Annotated in this window: 18 protein-coding genes; 12 read left to right on the forward strand and 6 right to left on the reverse strand. The window is 66.6% G+C overall.

The genetic code is table 11. The features are described from left to right. Positions 1-92 precede the first annotated feature (92 nt). Complete coding sequence (locus tag AC0SZ7_RS09400; protein WP_475504138.1) at positions 93-2,867, reverse strand: beta-glucosidase; 2,775 nt, start codon at positions 2,865-2,867, stop codon at positions 93-95. A gap of 469 nt (positions 2,868-3,336) precedes the next feature. Between AC0SZ7_RS09400 and AC0SZ7_RS09405 the strand changes: the two genes are divergently transcribed. The 12 genes from AC0SZ7_RS09405 to gspD all read left to right on the forward strand — a co-directional run bounded on the left by AC0SZ7_RS09405 (position 3,337) and on the right by gspD (position 13,393). Beyond that, entirely contained in the window at positions 3,337-3,549 is a 213-nt protein-coding gene (locus tag AC0SZ7_RS09405) for a hypothetical protein (protein ID WP_475504139.1), read from the forward strand. Between the two features lie 124 nt (positions 3,550-3,673). After that, on the forward strand, positions 3,674-5,323 hold the full coding sequence (gene gspE, locus AC0SZ7_RS09410) for a type II secretion system ATPase GspE (protein ID WP_475504371.1): 1,650 nt from the start codon (positions 3,674-3,676) through the stop codon (positions 5,321-5,323). A 3-nt stretch (positions 5,324-5,326) separates the two neighbouring features. Further along, a complete protein-coding gene (gspF, locus tag AC0SZ7_RS09415; RefSeq protein WP_475504140.1) occupies positions 5,327-6,529 on the forward strand; it encodes a type II secretion system inner membrane protein GspF in 1,203 nt (400 codons plus the stop codon). A gap of 21 nt (positions 6,530-6,550) precedes the next feature. Further along, the gene (gene gspG / locus AC0SZ7_RS09420) at positions 6,551-6,961 is read left to right on the forward strand and encodes a type II secretion system major pseudopilin GspG (RefSeq protein ID WP_475504372.1); all 411 of its coding nucleotides are present in this window, start codon (positions 6,551-6,553) and stop codon (positions 6,959-6,961) included. 2 nt (positions 6,962-6,963) lie between these two features. Continuing rightward, on the forward strand, positions 6,964-7,392 hold the full coding sequence (locus AC0SZ7_RS09425; RefSeq protein WP_475504141.1) for a GspH/FimT family pseudopilin: 429 nt from the start codon (positions 6,964-6,966) through the stop codon (positions 7,390-7,392). Next, positions 7,389-7,748: a type II secretion system protein gene (locus AC0SZ7_RS09430; protein ID WP_475504142.1), complete on the forward strand. Its 360-nt coding sequence runs from the start codon at positions 7,389-7,391 to the stop codon at positions 7,746-7,748. Before AC0SZ7_RS09425 ends, AC0SZ7_RS09430 begins: the two co-directional genes overlap by 4 nt. Next, on the forward strand, positions 7,745-8,323 hold the full coding sequence (locus tag AC0SZ7_RS09435; RefSeq protein WP_475504143.1) for a prepilin-type N-terminal cleavage/methylation domain-containing protein: 579 nt from the start codon (positions 7,745-7,747) through the stop codon (positions 8,321-8,323). Before AC0SZ7_RS09430 ends, AC0SZ7_RS09435 begins: the two co-directional genes overlap by 4 nt. Then, positions 8,320-9,030, forward strand: a complete 711-nt coding sequence (locus tag AC0SZ7_RS09440; protein ID WP_475504144.1) for a type II secretion system minor pseudopilin GspK — start codon at positions 8,320-8,322, stop codon at positions 9,028-9,030. Before AC0SZ7_RS09435 ends, AC0SZ7_RS09440 begins: the two co-directional genes overlap by 4 nt. Beyond that, positions 9,027-10,043, forward strand: a complete 1,017-nt coding sequence (locus tag AC0SZ7_RS09445; RefSeq protein WP_475504145.1) for a PilN domain-containing protein — start codon at positions 9,027-9,029, stop codon at positions 10,041-10,043. Before AC0SZ7_RS09440 ends, AC0SZ7_RS09445 begins: the two co-directional genes overlap by 4 nt. Next, entirely contained in the window at positions 10,024-10,638 is a 615-nt protein-coding gene (gene gspM, locus AC0SZ7_RS09450; RefSeq protein ID WP_475504146.1) for a type II secretion system protein GspM, read from the forward strand. The genes AC0SZ7_RS09445 and gspM overlap by 20 nt, the downstream gene beginning before the upstream one ends. Then, positions 10,635-11,156, forward strand: coding sequence for a hypothetical protein (locus tag AC0SZ7_RS09455; RefSeq protein WP_475504147.1), 522 nt, complete (start codon positions 10,635-10,637; stop codon positions 11,154-11,156). The genes gspM and AC0SZ7_RS09455 overlap by 4 nt, the downstream gene beginning before the upstream one ends. Then, positions 11,153-13,393 (forward strand): type II secretion system secretin GspD, encoded by a 2,241-nt coding sequence (gene gspD, locus AC0SZ7_RS09460; protein WP_475504148.1) that lies wholly within the window; start codon positions 11,153-11,155, stop codon positions 13,391-13,393. The genes AC0SZ7_RS09455 and gspD overlap by 4 nt, the downstream gene beginning before the upstream one ends. A 553-nt stretch (positions 13,394-13,946) precedes the next feature. On the opposite strand, the gene AC0SZ7_RS09465 is transcribed toward gspD, so the two are convergent. The 5 genes from AC0SZ7_RS09465 to AC0SZ7_RS09485 are packed head-to-tail and all read right to left on the reverse strand — an operon-like array spanning position 13,947 to position 18,527. Beyond that, positions 13,947-15,893, reverse strand: a complete 1,947-nt coding sequence (locus AC0SZ7_RS09465) for a response regulator (RefSeq protein WP_475504149.1) — start codon at positions 15,891-15,893, stop codon at positions 13,947-13,949. Then, on the reverse strand, positions 15,883-16,758 hold the full coding sequence (locus tag AC0SZ7_RS09470; protein WP_475504150.1) for a sensor histidine kinase: 876 nt from the start codon (positions 16,756-16,758) through the stop codon (positions 15,883-15,885). The genes AC0SZ7_RS09465 and AC0SZ7_RS09470 overlap by 11 nt, the downstream gene beginning before the upstream one ends. Beyond that, on the reverse strand, positions 16,751-17,773 hold the full coding sequence (locus AC0SZ7_RS09475; protein ID WP_475504151.1) for an ATP-binding protein: 1,023 nt from the start codon (positions 17,771-17,773) through the stop codon (positions 16,751-16,753). The genes AC0SZ7_RS09470 and AC0SZ7_RS09475 overlap by 8 nt, the downstream gene beginning before the upstream one ends. Continuing rightward, the gene (locus tag AC0SZ7_RS09480; protein ID WP_475504152.1) at positions 17,764-18,168 is read right to left on the reverse strand and encodes an anti-sigma regulatory factor; all 405 of its coding nucleotides are present in this window, start codon (positions 18,166-18,168) and stop codon (positions 17,764-17,766) included. Before AC0SZ7_RS09480 ends, AC0SZ7_RS09475 begins: the two co-directional genes overlap by 10 nt. After that, a complete protein-coding gene (locus tag AC0SZ7_RS09485; RefSeq protein ID WP_475504153.1) occupies positions 18,165-18,527 on the reverse strand; it encodes an STAS domain-containing protein in 363 nt (120 codons plus the stop codon). The genes AC0SZ7_RS09480 and AC0SZ7_RS09485 overlap by 4 nt, the downstream gene beginning before the upstream one ends. Between the last annotated feature and the right edge of the window lie 3 nt (positions 18,528-18,530).

Below are 18,530 nucleotides of genomic sequence, written 5' to 3' on the forward strand. Positions count from 1 at the left end.
CTGACGCGGCCTGCGCCCGCTGCTACGGAAGGGCGTAACGCTGATCTTCGTAGCAGCGGCCGCAGGCCGCGTCAGGAGCGGGTAGGGGAGCGTCAGTTACCGCTTGCCGACCCTTGGGTGGTGGTCGAAGTGCTGCTGTAGTCACCGCTGTCGCTGGTGTCGCTGTCGTCACTGCTGGCCTGGTCATACAGGCCACCGGTGTTGACGGTCGACTCGGTCACTTGCGTGGCCTTCAGCGCCGCGCGTGGCAGCGGGTTGCTGGTGGTGGTCGACAGTTCCTGGCGGAACGGGTTGACCAGCTTGGCGTGCAGGCGGATGTCCTGGGACGAGGTGCCCAGCGACAGCTCGAAGGTGTCGGCGTCGACCACCCACTGCTTGCTCTTCTCATCGAAGTAGGCCAGCGAGCGATCGTTCAGCTCGATGGTCACGCGCTTGTGCTCACCCGGCTGCAGGAACACCTTCTTGTAACCCTTCAACTCTTTCACCGCGCGGTCCACGTGCGGGTGCTGCTGGCCCACGTACAGCTCGGCCACTTCGGCGCCGGCGCGCTTGCCGGTGTTGGTCAGGTCGAACGACACCTTGATCGGCGCATTGCCCACCACGGTCCCCGGGGTGACCTTGATGTTGCTGTAGCCGAAGGTGGTGTACGACAGGCCGAAACCGAACGGGAACAGCGGCTGCGTGTGCTTCTTGTCGTAGCCACGGTAGCCCAGGAACAGGTCGTCCTTGTAGCTGATCTCGGTCAGCGAGCCATTGTTGTCGTAGTTCGGGAAGTCCGCGTACAGCGGGTTGTCCTGAATGGTGCGCTCGATGCTGATCGGCAGCTTGGCCGATGGGTTGACCTTGCCGAACAGAATCTCGCCCAGCGCCTGGCCACCGTTCTGGCCTGGGTAGAAGGCGTGCAGCGCAGCGCCGACGTTGTCCACCCAGTCGGCCATCTTCAGCGCGGTGCCGCCATGCATGGCCACCACGGTGTTGGGGTTGACCTTGGCGATGCTGTTGATCAGCTCGTTCTGGTACTCGGGCAGGTCGAAGCTATGGTCGAAACCTTCGCCTTCGTATTCGTTGCTGTTGCCCACGGCAACCACTACCGCATCGTACTTGGACAGGTCCTTTGGCGCCGCCAGCGAGGCCCAGGCCATCTGTACGCCGACCATGCCGCCCATGGTCGACAGGTAGCCGTCGCGGCGCGAGTACTCAAGCTTCACGTCATACGCCTTGCCGGCTTCCAGCTTGATCTTGCCCGAGACCGGAATAGTCGGCGGGATGCTGTTGTCGGGTAGGTGCTCGCCGTCGCCGTTGTTGATGATTTCCTGGCCGTTCACCCACAGGCGCACGGCGCCGTCGGCGCGTACCTTGAACACCTGTTCGCCGCTGGTGGCAGGCGTGACCTGGCCGGTCCAGCGCACGGAGGTATTGGCGGTGTCACCGTTGGTGGGCAGGTTGGTGTCGCTGGACCAGTCCATGTTCACGTGGGTGTCGGTGCGGGTGGCGGCTGCGCTGCCCGACCAGGTGGCGTTGGTGAAGAACTCGGCGGTCAGGCCCGCGGCGCTCTTGCCGGTGCTGCTGTCGGTGTGGGTCCAGACCGAGGCGGTCGGGTCCAGCGACAGGCCGTCGAGGAACTCGACCTTGGCGTTCGGCGCGGTCTGGGCAATGCCCGACAGCTCGCTGATGTACTGGGTGGCCTCGACGTTGGCGCTGCCGAAACCGGTAGGCGGGGCGTACTTGGCCAGGTCGCCGACCACGGCGATCTTCTTCACCTTCTTGGCGTCCAGTGGCAGCAGGCCGCCCTTGTTCTTCAGCAGCACGATGCCTTCACGGGCGACGTTCAGCGCGGTCTTGTTGCTGGCGGCGCTGTTCATGTCGTGGGCGGTGGACGGGGTCTTGCTGTCGAACTGGAACAGGTACACCTGGCGCAGCAGGCGGCGCACTTTCTCGTCGACGGTGGTCATGCTCAGCGCGCCGCTTTCCACGTACGGGGTCAGGGCGGTGGCGTTCATCTGGTAGCCCATCATGTCCAGGTCGGTGCCGGCGTTGGCGGCCGTCAGCCCGGTGATGATGGCGTTGTAGTCGCTCTGCACGAAGCCCTTGTAGCCCCATTCCTTCTTCAGGATCTGGGCGATCATGTGCTTGCTTTCGCAGGCGTAGTCCCCGTTCACCTTCTGGAACGAACACATCATCATCGCCACGTTGCCGTTCTTCGACGCCGATTCGAAGGTAGGCAGGGTCATCTCGCGCAGCACGCGCTCGGGGATGGTTTCGTTGAGGGTGAAGCGGTTGGTTTCCTGGTCGTTGGCGGCGAAGTGCTTGGCCTCGGCCCATACGCCACGGGACTGGATGCCGTTGATCAGCGCCGGGCCCAGGCTGGCGCCCAGGAACGGGTCTTCGCCGGACAGGTATTCGAACGCGCGGCCGCCGTACGGGGTGCGGTACAGGTTCATGCCCGGGCCGGTGACGTACTGGTAGCCACCGCTGGCGGTGTCATAGCCCAGGGCGCGGCCGTAGTCCATGGCGCGGCGCGGGTTCCAGGTGGCGGCGATGTTCGGGCCGGCGGGGTAGACCACGCCCTGCTCGTTGCCGTTGCTGGTGTAGCGCACACCGGCGCCGCCGTCGGCACCGTAGATCTGCGGGATGCCGTACTGGGTCAGGGGTTTTACGTCCCAGCTGCCGGTGCCGGCGAGGTAGTTGAGTTTCTCTTCCTGGGTCATCTTCGCCAGGGTCTGTTGGGCCGCCTTGTCGGCCTTGGCTTCCAGGGCCTGCTGCCGAGCCTGTTGCTGCTGAACCGAGTCGGCCGCATGCACTTGCGAAATGGCCAGGGCCAGCAGGGCGAGCGCCGACTGCGCACCCAGGTGTCTACGTGTGTTCATGTGTTACTCCAACAGCCAATGGTGGTCCATTTGCGGCTGTGCACGGTGGGCCGCGCACTTTTCTCCAGACAAAAGTTGGCCGTGGCCGAAACTGCTTAGTTGCAGTAACGGCGAACTGATGGCCATGTTTCAATCGCGTTTAATTAACGTGAAAGTTCTTTCTGTCTATATAGGAGGTGCCATTATTACGCTATCGTTTGTACCAGGATGGGGCGGCGATAAGCGGCTAAATTAAGACAATTGTTGTCTGAACTTGTCAATCGAAAGGTTTTTTTCTCGCATTTTCGCGATTTTGTGTCTGGATGTGTGAACCTTTGCAAAACCTACTGGTCGATGGGTTTAGCGAATTTTGGCCCCTGTGCCGGCTTCGCAAGTTAAAGTGTCATCCGCTGTGCGCTATTGTCGCAGGCATGTTTTAAATGATGGCAATTTGAACTTTCAAACTTTCCCGTTGATGGAGTTACTTGTGATGAAACTGTCTTTCGCGGCAGCCTGCGCCGCCCTGAGCCTGTCGTTCGCCGGCGCCACCTTTGCCGCCGATGCCACTGACACCGCGTCGGGTGCCAGCGACTCCACCGTCATGACCCAGAGCCACGACAGCAAGGCCGTGCAGAAGCACAAGAACGAATCGAAAAAGGGCGGCCGCCCGCTGAGCACCACGGCGAAAAAAACCGCCAACTGATTCTTCCCAGGCTTCACCCCGGAAAGGGCATCGCCTGGTGCCCTTTCCCCGGTTCATGTAGTAGCGCACCGTGCCCCAAACTCCCCTCATTGCCCCCGACGACGCCCTGGTCTGCCAATGGCTGATGCGCCATTCCGGCCTCAAGCCGGTGGACCTCGACCGTGCCCGGCGCCTGGCCGCCGAAGACGACGACAGCGAACTGCCGGCGTTGCTGACGCGCCTTGGCCTGGTGTCGGAACTGGAACTGGCCCGCGCCTGGTCGGCGCTGATGGACGTGCCGCTGTTGCTGGCCGAACAGGCGCCGGCGTCGCTGGACCGCGTGCCACCGCTGACCGAACGTTTTCTGCGCCATTACCGCGTGGTGCCGGTGGCCTGGGACGAGCAGGGCGTGCACCTGCTCACCGCCAACCCCGGCGACCCGTATCCCTTCGAAGCCGTGGCCCACGCCTGCGCCGCGCCGGTGCGCCTGGCCATTGGCCCGGGTAACGAGGTCGACAGCCTGATCGAGCGGTATTACGGGCAAGGCCGTTCGGCCATGGGCAGCCTGATCGAGACCCTGGACGAGGACAGCGGCGCGCTGGAAGACATCGAGCACCTCAAGGACCTCGCCAGCGAGGCGCCGGTGATTCGCCTGGTCAACCTGATTCTGCAGCGCGCGGTGGAACAGCGCGCCTCCGACATTCATATCGAGCCGTTCGAAAGCCAGCTCAAGGTGCGCTACCGCATCGACGGCGTGCTGCACGAAGCCGAGGCGCCGCCGGCCAGTTCATCGGCGGCGGTCATCAGCCGGGTGAAGATCATGGCCCGCCTGGACATTGCCGAACGGCGCCTGCCGCAGGATGGCCGGATCATGCTGCGTATCCAGGGCAAGGAGCTGGATTTGCGGGTGTCCACGGTGCCCACCAGTTTTGGCGAATCGGTGGTGATGCGTTTGCTCGACCGGCAGACCGTCAGCTTCGATTTCCAGAGCCTGGGCTTCGATGGCGAACGCCTGGAAGGCTTCCTCGACGTGCTGGAAAACCCCCACGGCATCCTGCTGGTCACCGGCCCCACCGGTTCGGGCAAGACCACCACCCTGTACACCGCGCTGTCGCGGCTCAACACCGCCGAGCGCAAGATCATCACTGTCGAAGACCCGGTGGAGTACCAGCTGGAAGGCATCAACCAGATCCAGGTGAAGCCGGCCATCGGCCTGGACTTCGCCGGCGCGCTGCGCTCCATCGTGCGCCAGGACCCGGACGTAATCATGATCGGCGAGATGCGCGACCTGGAAACCTGCCGCATTGCCATCCAGTCCTCGCTCACCGGCCATCTGGTGCTGTCGACGCTGCACACCAACAGCGCTGCCGCCAGTATCACGCGGCTGCTGGACATGGGCGTGGAGAGCTACCTGATCGCTTCGACGGTGAAAGGCATTCTGGCTCAGCGCCTGGTGCGCCGCCTCGACCCGGCCACGCGCATTCCGTTTGAAGCGCCGCCGGAACTGATCGCCGAGCACGGCCTGGACCGTTTCACCGAGCAGCGTCCGATCATCCTCTACCAACCTGCGGTGTCCGCCACCGGCAGCGGCTATTTCGGCCGCAGCGCCATCACCGAACTGCTGGTGATGAATGAAGAACTGCGCAGCCTGCTGATGCGCCAGGCCGATGCCTCGACGCTGGAGCAGGCGGCCCGCCGTGGCGGCCTGCGCACCCTGTATGAAGAAGGCTTGCGCCAGGCCGTTGCCGGCATCACCTCGCTAGAGGAGGTGCTGCGCGTGACGCGCGGCGAATAATTCATGGCCTATTTCAAATACCGCGCGCTGGACGCCGAGGGTGCCAGCCAGCAAGGCAGCGTCGAGGCCAGCGACCAGCAGGCCGCCGTCGCGCTGCTGCAGAAGCGTGGTCTGCTGATTTTGCAGGTGGAAGCACTGGGTGGGCCGGGCTTGCGCCGCGCGCTGAACCGTGGCGCGTTGAACGGCGCCGCCCTGGTCAGTTTCACCCAGCAGCTGGCCACGCTGCTGGGCGCTGGCCAGCCGCTGGAGCGTTCGCTGGGCATCCTGCTCAAGCAGACCCAGGAGGCCAAAGCCCGCGCGCTCATCGAACGCATCCGCGAACAGGTCAAGGCCGGCAAACCGCTGTCCCAGGCCCTGGAAGAAGAGGGCGGGCAGTTCTCCACGCTGTACATCAGCATGGTCCGCGCCGGCGAAGCGGGCGGTGCGTTGGAAAACACTTTACGGCAGCTCAGCGACTACCTGGAACGCAGCCAGACCCTGCGCGGCGAGGTGATCAACGCGCTGATCTACCCGGCCTTCCTGGTGGTCGGCGTGCTCGGCTCCCTGGCCCTGCTGCTGGCCTACGTGGTGCCGCAGTTCGTGCCGATCTTCCGTGACCTGGGCGTGCCGATTCCGCTGATTACCCAAGTGATCCTGGCCATGGGCGAGTTTCTCAGCGCCTGGGGGCTGGTCGTTCTCGCCGCCCTCATCGTGGTCATCTGGGGCAGCGCCATCGCCCTGCGCGACCCGGCCCGGCGCCAGCGCAACGACCTGCGCCTGCTGAAGATAAAAGTCATCGGCCCGCTGCTGCAACGCATCGAGGCCGCGCGCCTGGCGCGCACCCTGGGCACCTTGCTCAGCAACGGCGTGGCCTTGCTGCAGGCGCTGCTGATTGTGCGCCAGGTGTGCAGCAACCGCGCCATCGTCGCCCAGGTGGAACAGGCCACCGACTGGGTCAAGGGCGGCGGCACCCTGGCCAGCGCCTTCGGCCAGCAGCCGCTGCTGCCGGAACTGGCCATCCAGATGATCGACGTCGGCGAACAGGCCGGCGAGCTCGACGGCATGCTGCTGAAAGTCGCCGATGTTTTCGACGTGGAAGCCAAGCGCGGCATCGACCGCATGCTCGCGGCGCTGGTGCCCACGCTCACCGTGGTCATGGCGGTGATGGTCGCCGTGATCATGCTCGCCATCATGCTGCCGCTGATGAGCCTCACCAGTAACATTTAAAGGACCACACCCATGAAAACCATGAACACGGGCCGCCGCCAGGGCGGTTTCACCTTGCTGGAAATGCTGGCGGTGATCGTGCTGCTGGGCATCGTCGCCACCATCGTCGTGCGTCAAGTCGGTGGCAACGTCGACAAGGGCAAATACGGCGCTGGCAAGGCGCAGCTGGCCAGCCTGAGCATGAAAGTCGAAAGCTATGCGCTGGACATGGGCGCACCGCCCGCCAACCTCAACCAGCTGGTGACCAAGCCTTCTACCGCGGGCAGCTGGGCCGGCCCGTACGCCAAGCCATCAGACCTGAAAGACCCGTTCGGCCATCCGTTCGGCTACCGCTTCCCCGGTGAGCACGGCAGCTTCGACCTGATCTTCTACGGCCAGGACGGCCAGCCAGGCGGCGAAGGCTACAACGCCGACCTGGGCAACTGGGAATAACCATGCAGCGCGCCCGCGGCTTCACCCTGCTGGAAATGCTCGTGGTCATCGTGCTCATCGGCGTGGCCGCGGGGCTTGTGGGCTATGGCTTGCAGCGCGGGTTGCACAGTGCCGGCGAGCGCAAGGCGGTGGTGCAAGTGGTGGAAGCCCTGCGGGCCACCCGCGTGCGCGCCATCGTCACCGGGCAACCGGCGCGCACCGAATTCGATCTGGCCGCGCGGCGTTTCCAGGCACCGGGCAAGGTGGTCCAGGCCTGGCCCGCCGGTATGCAGGTGCAACTGCATACCGCAGCCGAGCTGGGCTCGGCGTTCGAGTTCTACCCCGACGGCGGTGCCAGTGGCGGCCACCTGCTGCTCAGTGATGGCGGCCAGCGCTGGCGCATCGACGTGTCGTGGCTGACCGGCACGGTCAACCTGCAGGCGCTGCGATGAAAGCGCAGCAGGGCTTTACGCTGCTGGAAATGCTGGCCGCATTGACCATTTTGGCAGTGTGCAGCGCCGTGCTGCTGATGGCCTTCGGGCAGGCGGCGCGCTCGCTCAAGCAGGTGCAGGCCAGCGACCGGCTGACCGCCGCCGGGCGCTCCATTCTCGACCAGCAGGCTGACGGTGACTTGCAGCCGGGCAGCCGCGACGGCACCTGGGCCGGGCGCATCCACTGGCACCTGGACGTACGCCAGCTGCCGGCGGCGGCCAACCGCCTGCGCTTGTTCCAGCTGGATTTGCGCGTGCGCGAAGACCAGCGCCAGGCGCGCTTTGCCACGGTGAAGGTGCTGGGGGCGCAGCCATGATGCGTCGCCAGGGCGGCTTCACGCTGCTGGAGATCCTGTTGGTGCTGAGCTTGCTGGGCGTGCTGCTGGCGCTGGTGGGCGGGGCGATCCTGGGCGCCAACCGCGCGGTGGCGAAGGCCCAGCACTACACCGAGCGCCTGGACGAAGTACGCGCCGCACAGGACTTCCTGCGCCGCGCCATCGGCCAGGCGCTGCCGCTGGATGACGGCCAGCAGCGCGTGTTTTTCGGCGGCGCGCAGGCCATGGCGTTCATGGCGCCGCTGTCGGCCAACCTCGGCGGCGGCATCGTGCTGCACAACCTGGCGCTGCACGGCCAGCGCCTGGAAGTGGCGCTGAGCCAGGGCGGCCAGCCGTGGGGCGAAACCCAGGTGTTGCTGCACCAGGTGCGCAGCCTGCAATTCAGCTACCGCGGCTATTCGCCCAAAGGCCAGCTGAGCGGCTGGCTGGCGACCTGGCCGTGGCCGGGGCGGTTGCCACGCACCGTGCAAATCGACGCCCAGTTGGGCGGGCCGGTGCCGTGGATCGCGGAAAGCGTGACCCTGCGCCTGGACCTGTCGACGGTGGCCGGGCAATGAAGCAACAGCAAGGTGTGGCGTTGTTGCTGGTGCTGTGGGTGCTGGCGCTGTTGAGCATTCTGCTGGCGGGGCTGGCCGGCTGGGTGCAGCTGGAAAGCCGCCAGGCCCTGTGGCAGCGCCAGCACACCGAGGCGCTGCTGGCCGCCGAAGCCGGCATGAACCTGGCAGTGGCGGCCCTGGCCAACCCTGCACAAAAAAACGCCTGGGCCGCCGACGGTCGCCCCCACGCGTTGGCCTTCGAGCGCGCAACCGTGCAGGTCAGCGTGTTCAGCGAACGCGGCAAGCTCGACCTCAACAGCGCCAGCACCGCTGACATCGCCCGCCTGATGCAAGCCTGCGGCGGCGCGCCTGGCCTGGCAGCGGCCCTGGACCAGCGCCGCGGCAACGGCCAGCCGCCGCTGCGGGTGGTGGAAGAGCTGCGCCAGCTGCCCGGCATCAGCCGCAACGTGTTCGCCTGCGCCGCCCCCGAAGTCACGTTGTGGAGTGGCCAGGAACGCCCCGACCCGGCGTTCGCCACGCCGCTGCTGCGGCGGCTGCTGGCGCTGCCGGCGCTGAAGGTCAGCGGCGCCGACCCCGGCCCCATCCTTACCCTGGCCAGCGTCGCGCAGTTGCCTGGCGGCTTCAACGCGACGCTGGTCGTCACCCTGCTTCTCAACCCTTCCACGGAGGGGGCCCGACCGTATCGGGTCCTGCATTGGCAAGAATGAACCTGAACACCTATTACGCCCAAGGGCGCGCCGCGTTGCAGCGGCACTGGCGCGGCAGTGGCGCCCAGCGCCTGTGGCAGGCCTGGCACGGCGAATTGCTTGGCCTGCTGCCGCCACGCTGGCGCGCACGGCTGGCGGGCGGTGCGCCGTTGCAGGTGCTGCACTGGCCGCTGGACGAGCCGGCCGACCCCACGCCACCACGGGTGCTGGTGCTGCCGCGCAGCGAGGTGCTGGTGCAGACGCTGACCTTGCCCGCGGCGGCCGCGCGCGACCTGCACAACGTGCTCGGCTTCGAGCTGGACAAGTACACCCCGTACCGCGCCGAGCAGGTGAGCTTCTGCGCCCAGGTGCTGGGGCAGGGCGGCAGTACCATCAAGGTGCGGCTGGTGGTGATAGTGCGCGAACGCCTGGAGCAGATCCTGGCCGCGTGCGCCGGCTTCACCTTGCAGGGCGTGGACGTGCGCGACGGTGAACGCCTGGGCGTCGACTTGCTGCCCGAGGCCCTGCGCCCGAAAGCGGCGAGTGGCGGCCGGCTGAACCGCGGCTTGCTGCTGACCTGCGCCGGCTTGTTGTTGACGGTGATGGTGCTGTGGCTGCAATCGCGCGAGGCACTGCTGATCGAGATGCAGGCCCAGGTGCGCCAGCAACAGGCGCAGATCGGCCAGTTGCAGCAAGTGCGCGACACCCTGGCCAATACCCAGGGTGCGGCGCGCTACCTGGTTCAGCGCAAGGCCGCGCAGCCGGCGCTGGCCAGTGTCATCGCCGACCTCAGCCACTGCCTGCCCGATGGCACCTGGCTGGAACAGCTGGAAGTGGACGATGGCGGCCAGGTCACGCTGACCGGCCAGAGCACCCAGGCCAGCGCCCTGATCGGCCAGCTGAAAAATTGCCACAGCCTGGACGACCCGCAATTCCAGGGTGTGATCCAGCCCGACGGCGACACCGGCAAGGACCATTTCAGCCTGCGCGCCCACCTGCACCAGGAGGCCGCCCATGGCACGTCCGCTGACTGACCGCGAGCGCCGTGGCGCCGCGCTGATCGCCCTGGCGCTGGTGCTGGCAGCGCTGTACTGGCTGCTGGTGCAGAGCTGGTTCGCCGGCCCGCTGAGTGAGGTGAACACGCAGATCGAGCAACTGCGCGAACAGCAGCAGCGCTACGCCGGCCAGCTGGCCCAGCGGCCGCTACTGGACAAGCAGCTGGCCGCCGCCCGCCATGATCCCGCCAGCAGCAACAGCCTGCTACCCGGCAGCGACCCCAGCGCCGTGGCCGCCGACCTGATGCAGCGCATCGCCGACCTGATCAAGGCCAAGGGCAATGACGGTGCCGGCTGCGCGCTGACCCAGCGCATGCCTATCACCCCCGAGCAGGACAGCGCCCAGCCGTACCGGCAGATCAAGGTCAGCCTGACCCTTGAATGCGGCATCGAGCCGTTGATGGCGCTGCTGCACACCCTGGAATTCCACCGGCCGTTTTTGTTCGTCGACAACCTCAGCGTGCGCCGCGCCAGCAGTGCGCCGGCCAGCGGCGGGGCAGGGCGGCTGACTGTGCACCTGCTGGTGCGCGGCTATCTCGCCAAGGCTGCCGCGGCCAAGGGGGAGGCGCCATGAAGTTGCGCTTCACGCCCTTGCGCGGCGCGCTGGTCCTGTGCGCGGGCACCCTGGCCGCTACGGCCGCAGGTATTGCCGGCGGCCTGGGCAGCGCGCCGGGCTGGCTGCCGCCCGGGCCTGTGCGGCCGGTGGCCGAGGCCCATGGGGCGGCCATCGAGCTGCCGCAGGTAAGCCTCGACAGCCTCGATGCCGCCTGGCACAAGCCGCTCTTCAGCCCCAACCGTGCCCCGGACCAGAGCACCCAGGGCGCCAGCGCCGACCTGGCCGGGCTGGTGCTGACCGGCGTGGTGGTCAACGACGACCTCAAGCTGGCGCTGCTGCGCGATGCCAGCGGCCACCCCTTGCGTGTCCACCAGGGCCAGGCCCTGCCCAACGGCTGGACCCTGCAACAGCTTTCCCCCCTGGAGGCGCAGTTTGCCTACCAGGGCCAAACCCGCAGCCTGCGCTTGCCGGCGCCGCGTCTTCCAGCCCCTTCACGCGCGGCCATGCTCACGCTGCCGCCGGTAACCGAACCTTGAAACCACTGTTCCCTGGAGTCACACCGTTGCGCACCCCCTTGCTCTGCCTGGCCACCGCCGTCGCCCTCGGCGGCTGCGCGACCGCGCCCCACACCTTTGAAAATGACCCGGCGCTGATGCACGAAGCGCTCAATGGCACCGGCGACCAACGCCAGCCTGTGGCCGAAGCACCGGTTGCACAGCCTGCCAGCAACAACGCTGCAGTGCTGCCCAAGCGGCAGATCATCAGCGGCAACCAGCGCTTCGTGCGCCCGCCGGTGCCGGCCAAGGGCAGTGACGAACAAGGCAGCGGCGATATCGTCTTCAACTTCACCAACCAGCCCATCGAGGCGGTGATCAACACGGTGATGGGCGACCTGCTGCACGAGAACTACAGCATCGCCCAGGGCGTGAGCGGCGACGTCAGCTTCTCCACCTCCAAACCCGTCAACAAGAAAGAAGCGCTGTCGATTCTGGAAACCCTGCTGTCCTGGACCAACAACGCCATGATCCGCCAGGGCAACCGCTACGTGATCCTGCCCGCCAGCCAGGCGGTGGCCGGCAAGCTGGTGCCGGAGATGACCGTGTCGCAGCCGTCCAACGGCCTGTCGGCGCGGCTCTACCCGCTCAAGTACATCTCGGCCACCGAGATGCAGAAACTGCTGAAGCCCTTCGCCCGCGACAACGCCTTCCTGCTGGTGGACCCTTCGCGCAACGTGTTGAGCATGTCCGGCACCCCCGAGGAGCTGGCCAACTATCAGGACACCATCGACACCTTCGACGTCGACTGGTTGAAGGGCATGTCCATCGGCGTGTACGGCCTGCAGCGCGCCTCGGTGGCCGAGCTGATGCCGCAACTGCAGAAAATGTTCGGCCCCGACAGCGGCATGCCGCTGGCCGGCATGGTCAAGTTTTTGCCCAACGAGCGCACCAACTCGGTGGTCGCCATTTCGGCCCAGCCCGAGTACTTGCGCGAGGTCGGCGACTGGATCAGAACTATCGACGAAGGCGGCGGCAATGAGCCGCAGATGTACGTGTACGACGTGCGCAACATGAAGGCCACGGACCTGGCCAAGTACCTGCGGCAGATTTACGGCAACGGCCAGATCAAGGACGACAGCGCCGCCAAGGTGGCGCCCGGGTTGCGCACCACTACGCTGTCGTCGCTCAATGGCAGCAACAGCTCAGGCATCGGTAGCACTGGTACCACGGGCCTGACCAGCACTGGCACCCAAGGCTTGAGCGGCGGCAATTCGTTGAACAACAATTCCATGCAGAGCCCTGACGAGGACAGCGATGAGAGCGCGGATGACAGCGGCGCTGCCAGCGCTACCGGCGGCCAGCAGAAGAGCCTGGACGACAGCACCCGCATCACCGCGCAGAAGGCCAGCAACCAACTGCTGGTACGCACGCGGCCGGCGCAGTGGAAAGAGATCGAGTCGGCCATCAAGCGCCTCGACAACCCGCCCATGCAGGTGCAGATCGAGACGCGCATTCTGGAAGTGAAGCTCAGCGGCGAGCTGGACCTGGGCGTGCAGTGGTACCTGGGCAAGCTGGCGGGCAATTCCTCCAGCACCACCGTGGCCAACACCAAGGGTAGCCAAGGTGCGTTGGGCAGTGGCGGGGCTGGGCTGGGGTCCACTGACACGGCGTTCTATTCCTTCGTCAGCAGCAATTTCCAGGTGGCCTTGCATGCGCTGGAAACCAACGGCCGCACCCAGGTGCTGTCGGCGCCGTCGCTGGTGGTGATGAACAACCAGCAGGCGCAGATCCAGGTGGGCGACAACATCCCCATCAGCCAGACCACGGTGAACACCAGCACCTCGGACACCACCTTGAGCAGCGTCGAATACGTGCAGACCGGCGTGATCCTCGACGTTACCCCGCGCATCAACCCGGGCGGCCTGGTGTACCTGGACGTGCAGCAGCAGGTCAGCGACGCCGACACCAGCAGCGAAACCAGCACCCAGACCAACCCGAACATCTCCACCCGTTCGGTCTCCACCCAGGTGGCGGTGCAGAGCGGCCAGACCGTGCTGCTGGGCGGGTTGATCAAGCAGGACAACAGCGAAACCGCCTCCAGCGTCCCCTACCTGGGCCGCATCCCTGGCCTGCGCTGGTTGTTCGGCAGCACCACCAAATCGAAGGACCGCACCGAGCTGCTGGTACTCATCACCCCGCGCGTAGTCACCAGCAACAGCCAGGCCCGGCAGGTGACCGATGACTACCGGCAGCAGATGCAGTTGCTCAAGCCATAAGCCTCTGAAGCCGTGGCGCCCCCGGACGCGGCCGGCGGCGGTTGCGACGTAGCAGCTGCCGAAGGCTGCGTCCGGCGCCAACGCGGTGCTGCTGGAATTGCGTGGCGCCCCCGGACGCGGCCTGCGGCCGCTGCTACAGGGGTTGCGCGTAGCAGCTGCCGAAGGCTGCGTCTGGGACCAACGCGGTGCTGTTGGAACCGCGCGGCGCCTTCGGACGCGGCCGGCGGCCGCTGCTACAGGGGTTGCGCGTAGCAGCTGCCGAAGGCTGCGTCTGGGACCAACGCGGTGCTGTTGGAACCGCGCGGCGCCTTCGGACGCGGCCTGCGGCCGCTGCTACAGGGGTTGCGCGTAGCAGCTGCCGAAGGCTGCGTCCGGCGCCAACGCGGTGCTGCTGGAATTGCGTGGCGCCCCCGGACGCGGCCGGCGGCCGCTGCTACAGGGGTTGCGCGTAGCAGCTGCCGAAGGCTGCGTCTGGGACCAACGCGGTGCTGTTGGAACCGCGCGGCGCCTTCGGACGCGGCCTGCGGCCGCTGCTACGGGGCGGCGTCCGCGGTCAGCCGCGGGTGTCGATCATGCGCTGCACCTTGCCCACCAGGTCGCTGATCTGGAACGGCTTGATCACCATGTCCATGCGCTCGCCCAGGAAGTCCTGGCGGCTGACGGCGTCCTCGGCGTAGCCGGTCATGAACAGCACCGGCAGTTCGGCGCGGTAGCGGCGGGCGATGTCGGCCAGGTCGCGGCCGTTCATTTGCGGCAGGCCCACGTCGGTGAGCAGCAGGTCGATGCTGGCGTCTTCCTGCAACAGGCTCACGGCGTGGTGCACGTCGTCGGCCTGGGTGCAGCGGTAGCCGTTGTCCTCCAGCACTTCGGTGACGAACAGGCGCACCGCCGGCATGTCCTCCACCACCAGAATATGTTCGCCACTGCCCGGCCGCGTGGGTAGCAGCGCCGGCAGGTCGGGGTGCTGGTTGGCCAGGCCGGCCGGCAGCAGCAAGGTCACCTCGGTGCCATGGCCGACCACGCTGCGGATGCGCGCGTCGCCACCCGACTGGCGGGCAAAACCATAGATGGTCGACAGCCCCAGCCCGGTGCCCTGGCCCAGCGGCTTGGTGGTGAAGAACGGGTCGAAGACCTTGCCGATCACCCCATGCTCGATGCCCACGCCATCATCCTGCACGCTCAGCACCACGTAGGCACCGTCGGCCAGTTTCACGTCGCCATGGGAGTGGGCGGCAAAGGTGCTCAGGCGAATGTGCCCACCCTGGGGCAGCGCGTCGCGGGCGTTGATCACCAGGTTGAGCACCGCGCTTTCCAGCTGGATGGGGTCGACCAGGGCGATGGCCGCCTTGCTGGTCAGCTCCAGGGTCAGTTGCACGCGCTCGCCGATGGTGCGCCGCAGCAGGTCTTCCAGCGACAGAATGTGCTCGTTGACGTCGGTAGGGCGGGTGTCCAGTGGCTGCTGGCGGGCAAAGGCCAACAGCCGGTGCGTGAGTGAAGCGGCGCTGGTCGCCGAGCCCAGGGCGGCATCGGTGTAGCGCAGCACGGCATCGCTGCGGCCTTCGCTGACGCGTTTCTTGATCAGCTCAAGGCCGGTGATGATGCCCGTCAGCAGGTTGTTGAAGTCGTGGGCGATGCCGCCGGTGAGCTTGCCCAGGGCGTCCATTTTCTGCGCCTGCAACAGCTGCGCTTCGGTGCGCGCGCGTTCGGCCACTTCCTTGGCCAGCAGGTCATTGGCACTGTCCAGCTCCTGGCGGTGCGAGCGTTCGCGCTGGCGGTGCTCGGTCACGTCCTCGATAAACACCAGGCTATGGCCTGGCGTACGGTAGGGCGTGATCTGCCACTCGGTTTCGCGCACCTGCCCGTCCACCAGCATGTTCAGGGTGCCGCGCCAGCGCTCGCCGATGGCCAGGCGCAGGCGCAGCTCGGCGAGCACCAGGTCCTGGTCGGCGGCGAAGCAGCCGTGCAGGTGTTCGTCGGGGCGGTTGTCCTGCACCAGGTCGGTGAACGCCTGGTTGCATTCGATCACGTTCAGCGCCGCGTCCATCACCGCGATGGGCGCGCCGATGTTGACGAAAATCTCCCGGAACCGCGCCTCGCTTTCCCGCAGCGCATTTTCGGTGTCGCGCACCCGCAGCAGGGTGCGCAAGGTGGCCAGCAGTACATCAGGGTCTACCGGGTGGGTCAGGTAGGCGTCGGCGCCGTTGTCGAGGCCGGTGATGATGTCGCCGGTCTGGATCGAGGCTGCCGACACGTGGATCACCGGCAGCAGCGCGGTGCGCGGTTCGCCGCGCAGCTGGCGGACGATGTCGAAGCCGCTCATGTCCGGCAGGTTGACGTCCAGGATAGCCGCATCGAACTGCTGTTCGGCCAGCAACGCCAGGCCCTCGGTGCCGGTGCCGGCTTCGAGGATGCGGTAGCCGTGGCGCTCCAGGCGCCGGCGCAGGGCGTAGCGGGTGGCCGCGTTGTCATCGACGATCAGCAGGCAGCTGTCAGCCTTCATCGGGAGTGTCCTGGGCCAGGGCCAGTGGGATGATCACGTAAAAGGTCGAGCCTACGCCCGGCTCGCTGGTCACGCCCACGCGCCCGCCCAGCAGTTCGGCGAAGCGCTTGCACAGCGACAGGCCCAGGCCGGTGCCGCGCAGGCGTTTCTGCAGCGGCGAATCGACCTGGCTGAAGTCTTCGAACAGGGTGTCGTGCAGTTCGCTGGGAATGCCGATGCCAGTGTCGCTGACGGCAAAGCGTACTTCATGTGCATTCTCGATACTGGCGGACACCCGCACGTGGCCGCGCTGGGTGAACTTCAGCGAGTTGGAAATGAAGTTGCGCAGAATCTGCGCCAGTTTCTTGTCATCGCTGTACAGCCGCGGCAGGCCTACCGGCTCCTCGAACACCAGGTCCACCGCCGAGGCGTCGACGATGGGCCGGAACATGCCGCGCAGGGCCGAGAACAGGTCGAACATGTCGAACCAGGCCGGCGAGATGGTGATGCGCCCGGCTTCGATCTTGGCCAGGTCCAGCAGGTCGTCGACCATGTCGCTGAGCTCGCGGGCGGCGCCGCTGACAAACGCCACCTGCTTGTGCTGCTCGGCGCTCAGGGGGCCGTCGAGTTCATCCTTGAGCAGGCTGGCAATGCTCAGGATCGAGCCCAGCGGCGTGCGGAATTCGTGGCTCATGTACGACAGGAAGCGGCTTTTCAGGTCCGAGGCCTGGCGCAGTTGCTCGGCCTGGTTGTCCAGCTCGGCGTACAGGGCCAGCACGCCCTGGTTGGTCTCTTCCAGCTCGACCCGCAGGGCCTGCGCCTCGTTTTCCAGTTGCGCGAGGCGCGCGGCCTGGGCGTTGGCGGCCAGGGAGGTGAGGTCAGGCATGGGGCATCTCCAGGTCTATGACCAGCACGGTGACGTCGTCACGGCCGCGGCAGAAGTCGCGGTGCAGGACCGTGGCGATCACGGCTGGGTGGCGGAAAATCAGGCCCGGGTAATCGTGCAGGTTCCAGCGCGATTGCAGGCCGTCGCTGTACAGAATCAGGATGTGGCCGCTGACCTGAGCATAGTCGAAGCACTGCGCCTTGCGGAACTGGCTGCCGACGATACCCGGGTGCGAGGCCAGGCCGCGGCTGCGGTCGTGGCTGCGGCTGAGCAGGCTGGCGCCGATGTTGCCGATGCCGACGAAGTCCAGGCGGTCGGCGGCAGGATTGAACTGCGCCACTGCTACGGCGCCGCCGCGGCTGCCGGTCATGGCCTGGTGCAGGTCGTCCATCAGCAGCGTGGGGCTGGCGAACGGCGCCAGGGCGAAAGCGCGCACGCCGGCGCGGGCGGCGCGCTCGGCTTCCTCGCCATGGCCCAGGCCGTCAATGACCAGGGTGCTGATGCCCTGTTCACCGATGTTGACCTGGAAGGCGTCGCCGCAGGCCGGGTCGTTGTGCAGGGAGTGCTGGGTGACGCCCACGGCGATATCGCGGGCCTTGTCGCCACGGCGGAAAAAGCGCGCCAGCAGCACCGCGCCGCGCTGATCGGCGTGCACGTCGAACACCTCGGCCTGGCGCGCCACGGCGCCCAGGCCTATGCCTTGGGTGCCACCGGTGGAATAGCCGTCGGTGAGGCAGGCGTGCACGTCGAAGCCGTTGCCGCGGTCCACGGCAATGGCTTCAAGGCCTTGGCCTTCGGGGCGGGGCAGGGTGCGCAGGTGCAGCTCGCCATGGCTTGCGTGCTTGAGGATGTTGCTGCACAACTCGGTCACCACCAGCGCCACGCGGCCGGCGTCGGCATCGTCGAAGCCCAGGCGCTCGGCAAGCTTCTGGGCGGTGCGGCGGGCGTGGCCGATCTGGCTGCTGTCTTCGATCAATAACACTTGAGTGATCGAGCTCGGGAAGGTCAGGTCCATCGCGTGATGGTCACCCGTGTGCCTTTGCCTGGCGCGGTGTCCAGTTCGAAGTCGTCCACCAGGCGCTTGGCCCCGGTCAACCCCAGGCCCAGGCCGCTGCCCGAGGTCCAGCCGTCGGTCATGGCCAACTTGATGTCGGGAATGCCCGGGCCTTCGTCGCGAAACACCAGGCGCAGGCCGGTACGGTGGTTCTCTTCGACGATTTCCCAGTCCATGTCACCGCCGCCGCCGTAGACCATGGTGTTGCGGGCCAGCTCGCTGACCGCCGTCACCAGCTTGGTCAGGTCGATCAGGCGCATGCCGCAGTCCTGGGCCAGCTTGCGCGCAGTCTGGCGCGCCAATACCACGTCTTGCTCGATGCGAACCGGTTGGGTACCGCTGCTGAGCTGGGTCATTGCAGGTCCACTCGTTCGCGCAACAGCTTCATGCCGCGCTCCACGTTGAGGGCGGTACTCACGCCGGGCAGGGTCAGGCCCAGTTCCACCAGGGTGATGGCGACGGCGGGCTGCATGCCCACCAGCACGGTCTCGGCGTCCATGATGCGCGACAGGCCGGAGATGGTGCCGATCATGCGGCCGATGAACGAATCGACGATGTCCAGCGCCGAGATGTCGATCAGCACGCCGCGCGCCGAGGTGCGGCTGATGCGCTCGGAGAGGTCGTCTTGCAGGGTGAGGGCGAGCTGGTCATGCATATCGACCTGGATGGTCACCAGCAAAAAGTTGCCCATCTGCAGAATGGGGATACGGTCCATGGG

Source organism: Pseudomonas sp. JC1203, assembly GCF_056175065.1.

What these genes read in the sequence shown, in the direction of transcription:
- AC0SZ7_RS09485 (WP_475504153.1), bottom strand. Translation starts at nt 18,527, where the DNA reads ATGGACCGTATCCCCATTCTGCAGATGGGCAACTTTTTGCTGGTGACC.
- gspG (WP_475504372.1), top strand. Translation starts at nt 6,551, where the DNA reads ATGAACACGGGCCGCCGCCAGGGCGGTTTCACCTTGCTGGAAATGCTG.
- AC0SZ7_RS09480 (WP_475504152.1), bottom strand. Translation starts at nt 18,168, where the DNA reads ATGACCCAGCTCAGCAGCGGTACCCAACCGGTTCGCATCGAGCAAGAC.
- AC0SZ7_RS09435 (WP_475504143.1), top strand. Translation starts at nt 7,745, where the DNA reads ATGATGCGTCGCCAGGGCGGCTTCACGCTGCTGGAGATCCTGTTGGTG.
- gspF (WP_475504140.1), top strand. Translation starts at nt 5,327, where the DNA reads ATGGCCTATTTCAAATACCGCGCGCTGGACGCCGAGGGTGCCAGCCAG.
- AC0SZ7_RS09405 (WP_475504139.1), top strand. Translation starts at nt 3,337, where the DNA reads ATGAAACTGTCTTTCGCGGCAGCCTGCGCCGCCCTGAGCCTGTCGTTC.
- AC0SZ7_RS09430 (WP_475504142.1), top strand. Translation starts at nt 7,389, where the DNA reads ATGAAAGCGCAGCAGGGCTTTACGCTGCTGGAAATGCTGGCCGCATTG.
- AC0SZ7_RS09475 (WP_475504151.1), bottom strand. Translation starts at nt 17,773, where the DNA reads ATGGACCTGACCTTCCCGAGCTCGATCACTCAAGTGTTATTGATCGAA.
- AC0SZ7_RS09445 (WP_475504145.1), top strand. Translation starts at nt 9,027, where the DNA reads ATGAACCTGAACACCTATTACGCCCAAGGGCGCGCCGCGTTGCAGCGG.
- gspE (WP_475504371.1), top strand. Translation starts at nt 3,674, where the DNA reads ATGCGCCATTCCGGCCTCAAGCCGGTGGACCTCGACCGTGCCCGGCGC.
- AC0SZ7_RS09440 (WP_475504144.1), top strand. Translation starts at nt 8,320, where the DNA reads ATGAAGCAACAGCAAGGTGTGGCGTTGTTGCTGGTGCTGTGGGTGCTG.
- gspM (WP_475504146.1), top strand. Translation starts at nt 10,024, where the DNA reads ATGGCACGTCCGCTGACTGACCGCGAGCGCCGTGGCGCCGCGCTGATC.
- AC0SZ7_RS09425 (WP_475504141.1), top strand. Translation starts at nt 6,964, where the DNA reads ATGCAGCGCGCCCGCGGCTTCACCCTGCTGGAAATGCTCGTGGTCATC.
- AC0SZ7_RS09470 (WP_475504150.1), bottom strand. Translation starts at nt 16,758, where the DNA reads ATGCCTGACCTCACCTCCCTGGCCGCCAACGCCCAGGCCGCGCGCCTC.
- AC0SZ7_RS09465 (WP_475504149.1), bottom strand. Translation starts at nt 15,893, where the DNA reads ATGAAGGCTGACAGCTGCCTGCTGATCGTCGATGACAACGCGGCCACC.
- AC0SZ7_RS09400 (WP_475504138.1), bottom strand. Translation starts at nt 2,867, where the DNA reads ATGAACACACGTAGACACCTGGGTGCGCAGTCGGCGCTCGCCCTGCTG.
- AC0SZ7_RS09455 (WP_475504147.1), top strand. Translation starts at nt 10,635, where the DNA reads ATGAAGTTGCGCTTCACGCCCTTGCGCGGCGCGCTGGTCCTGTGCGCG.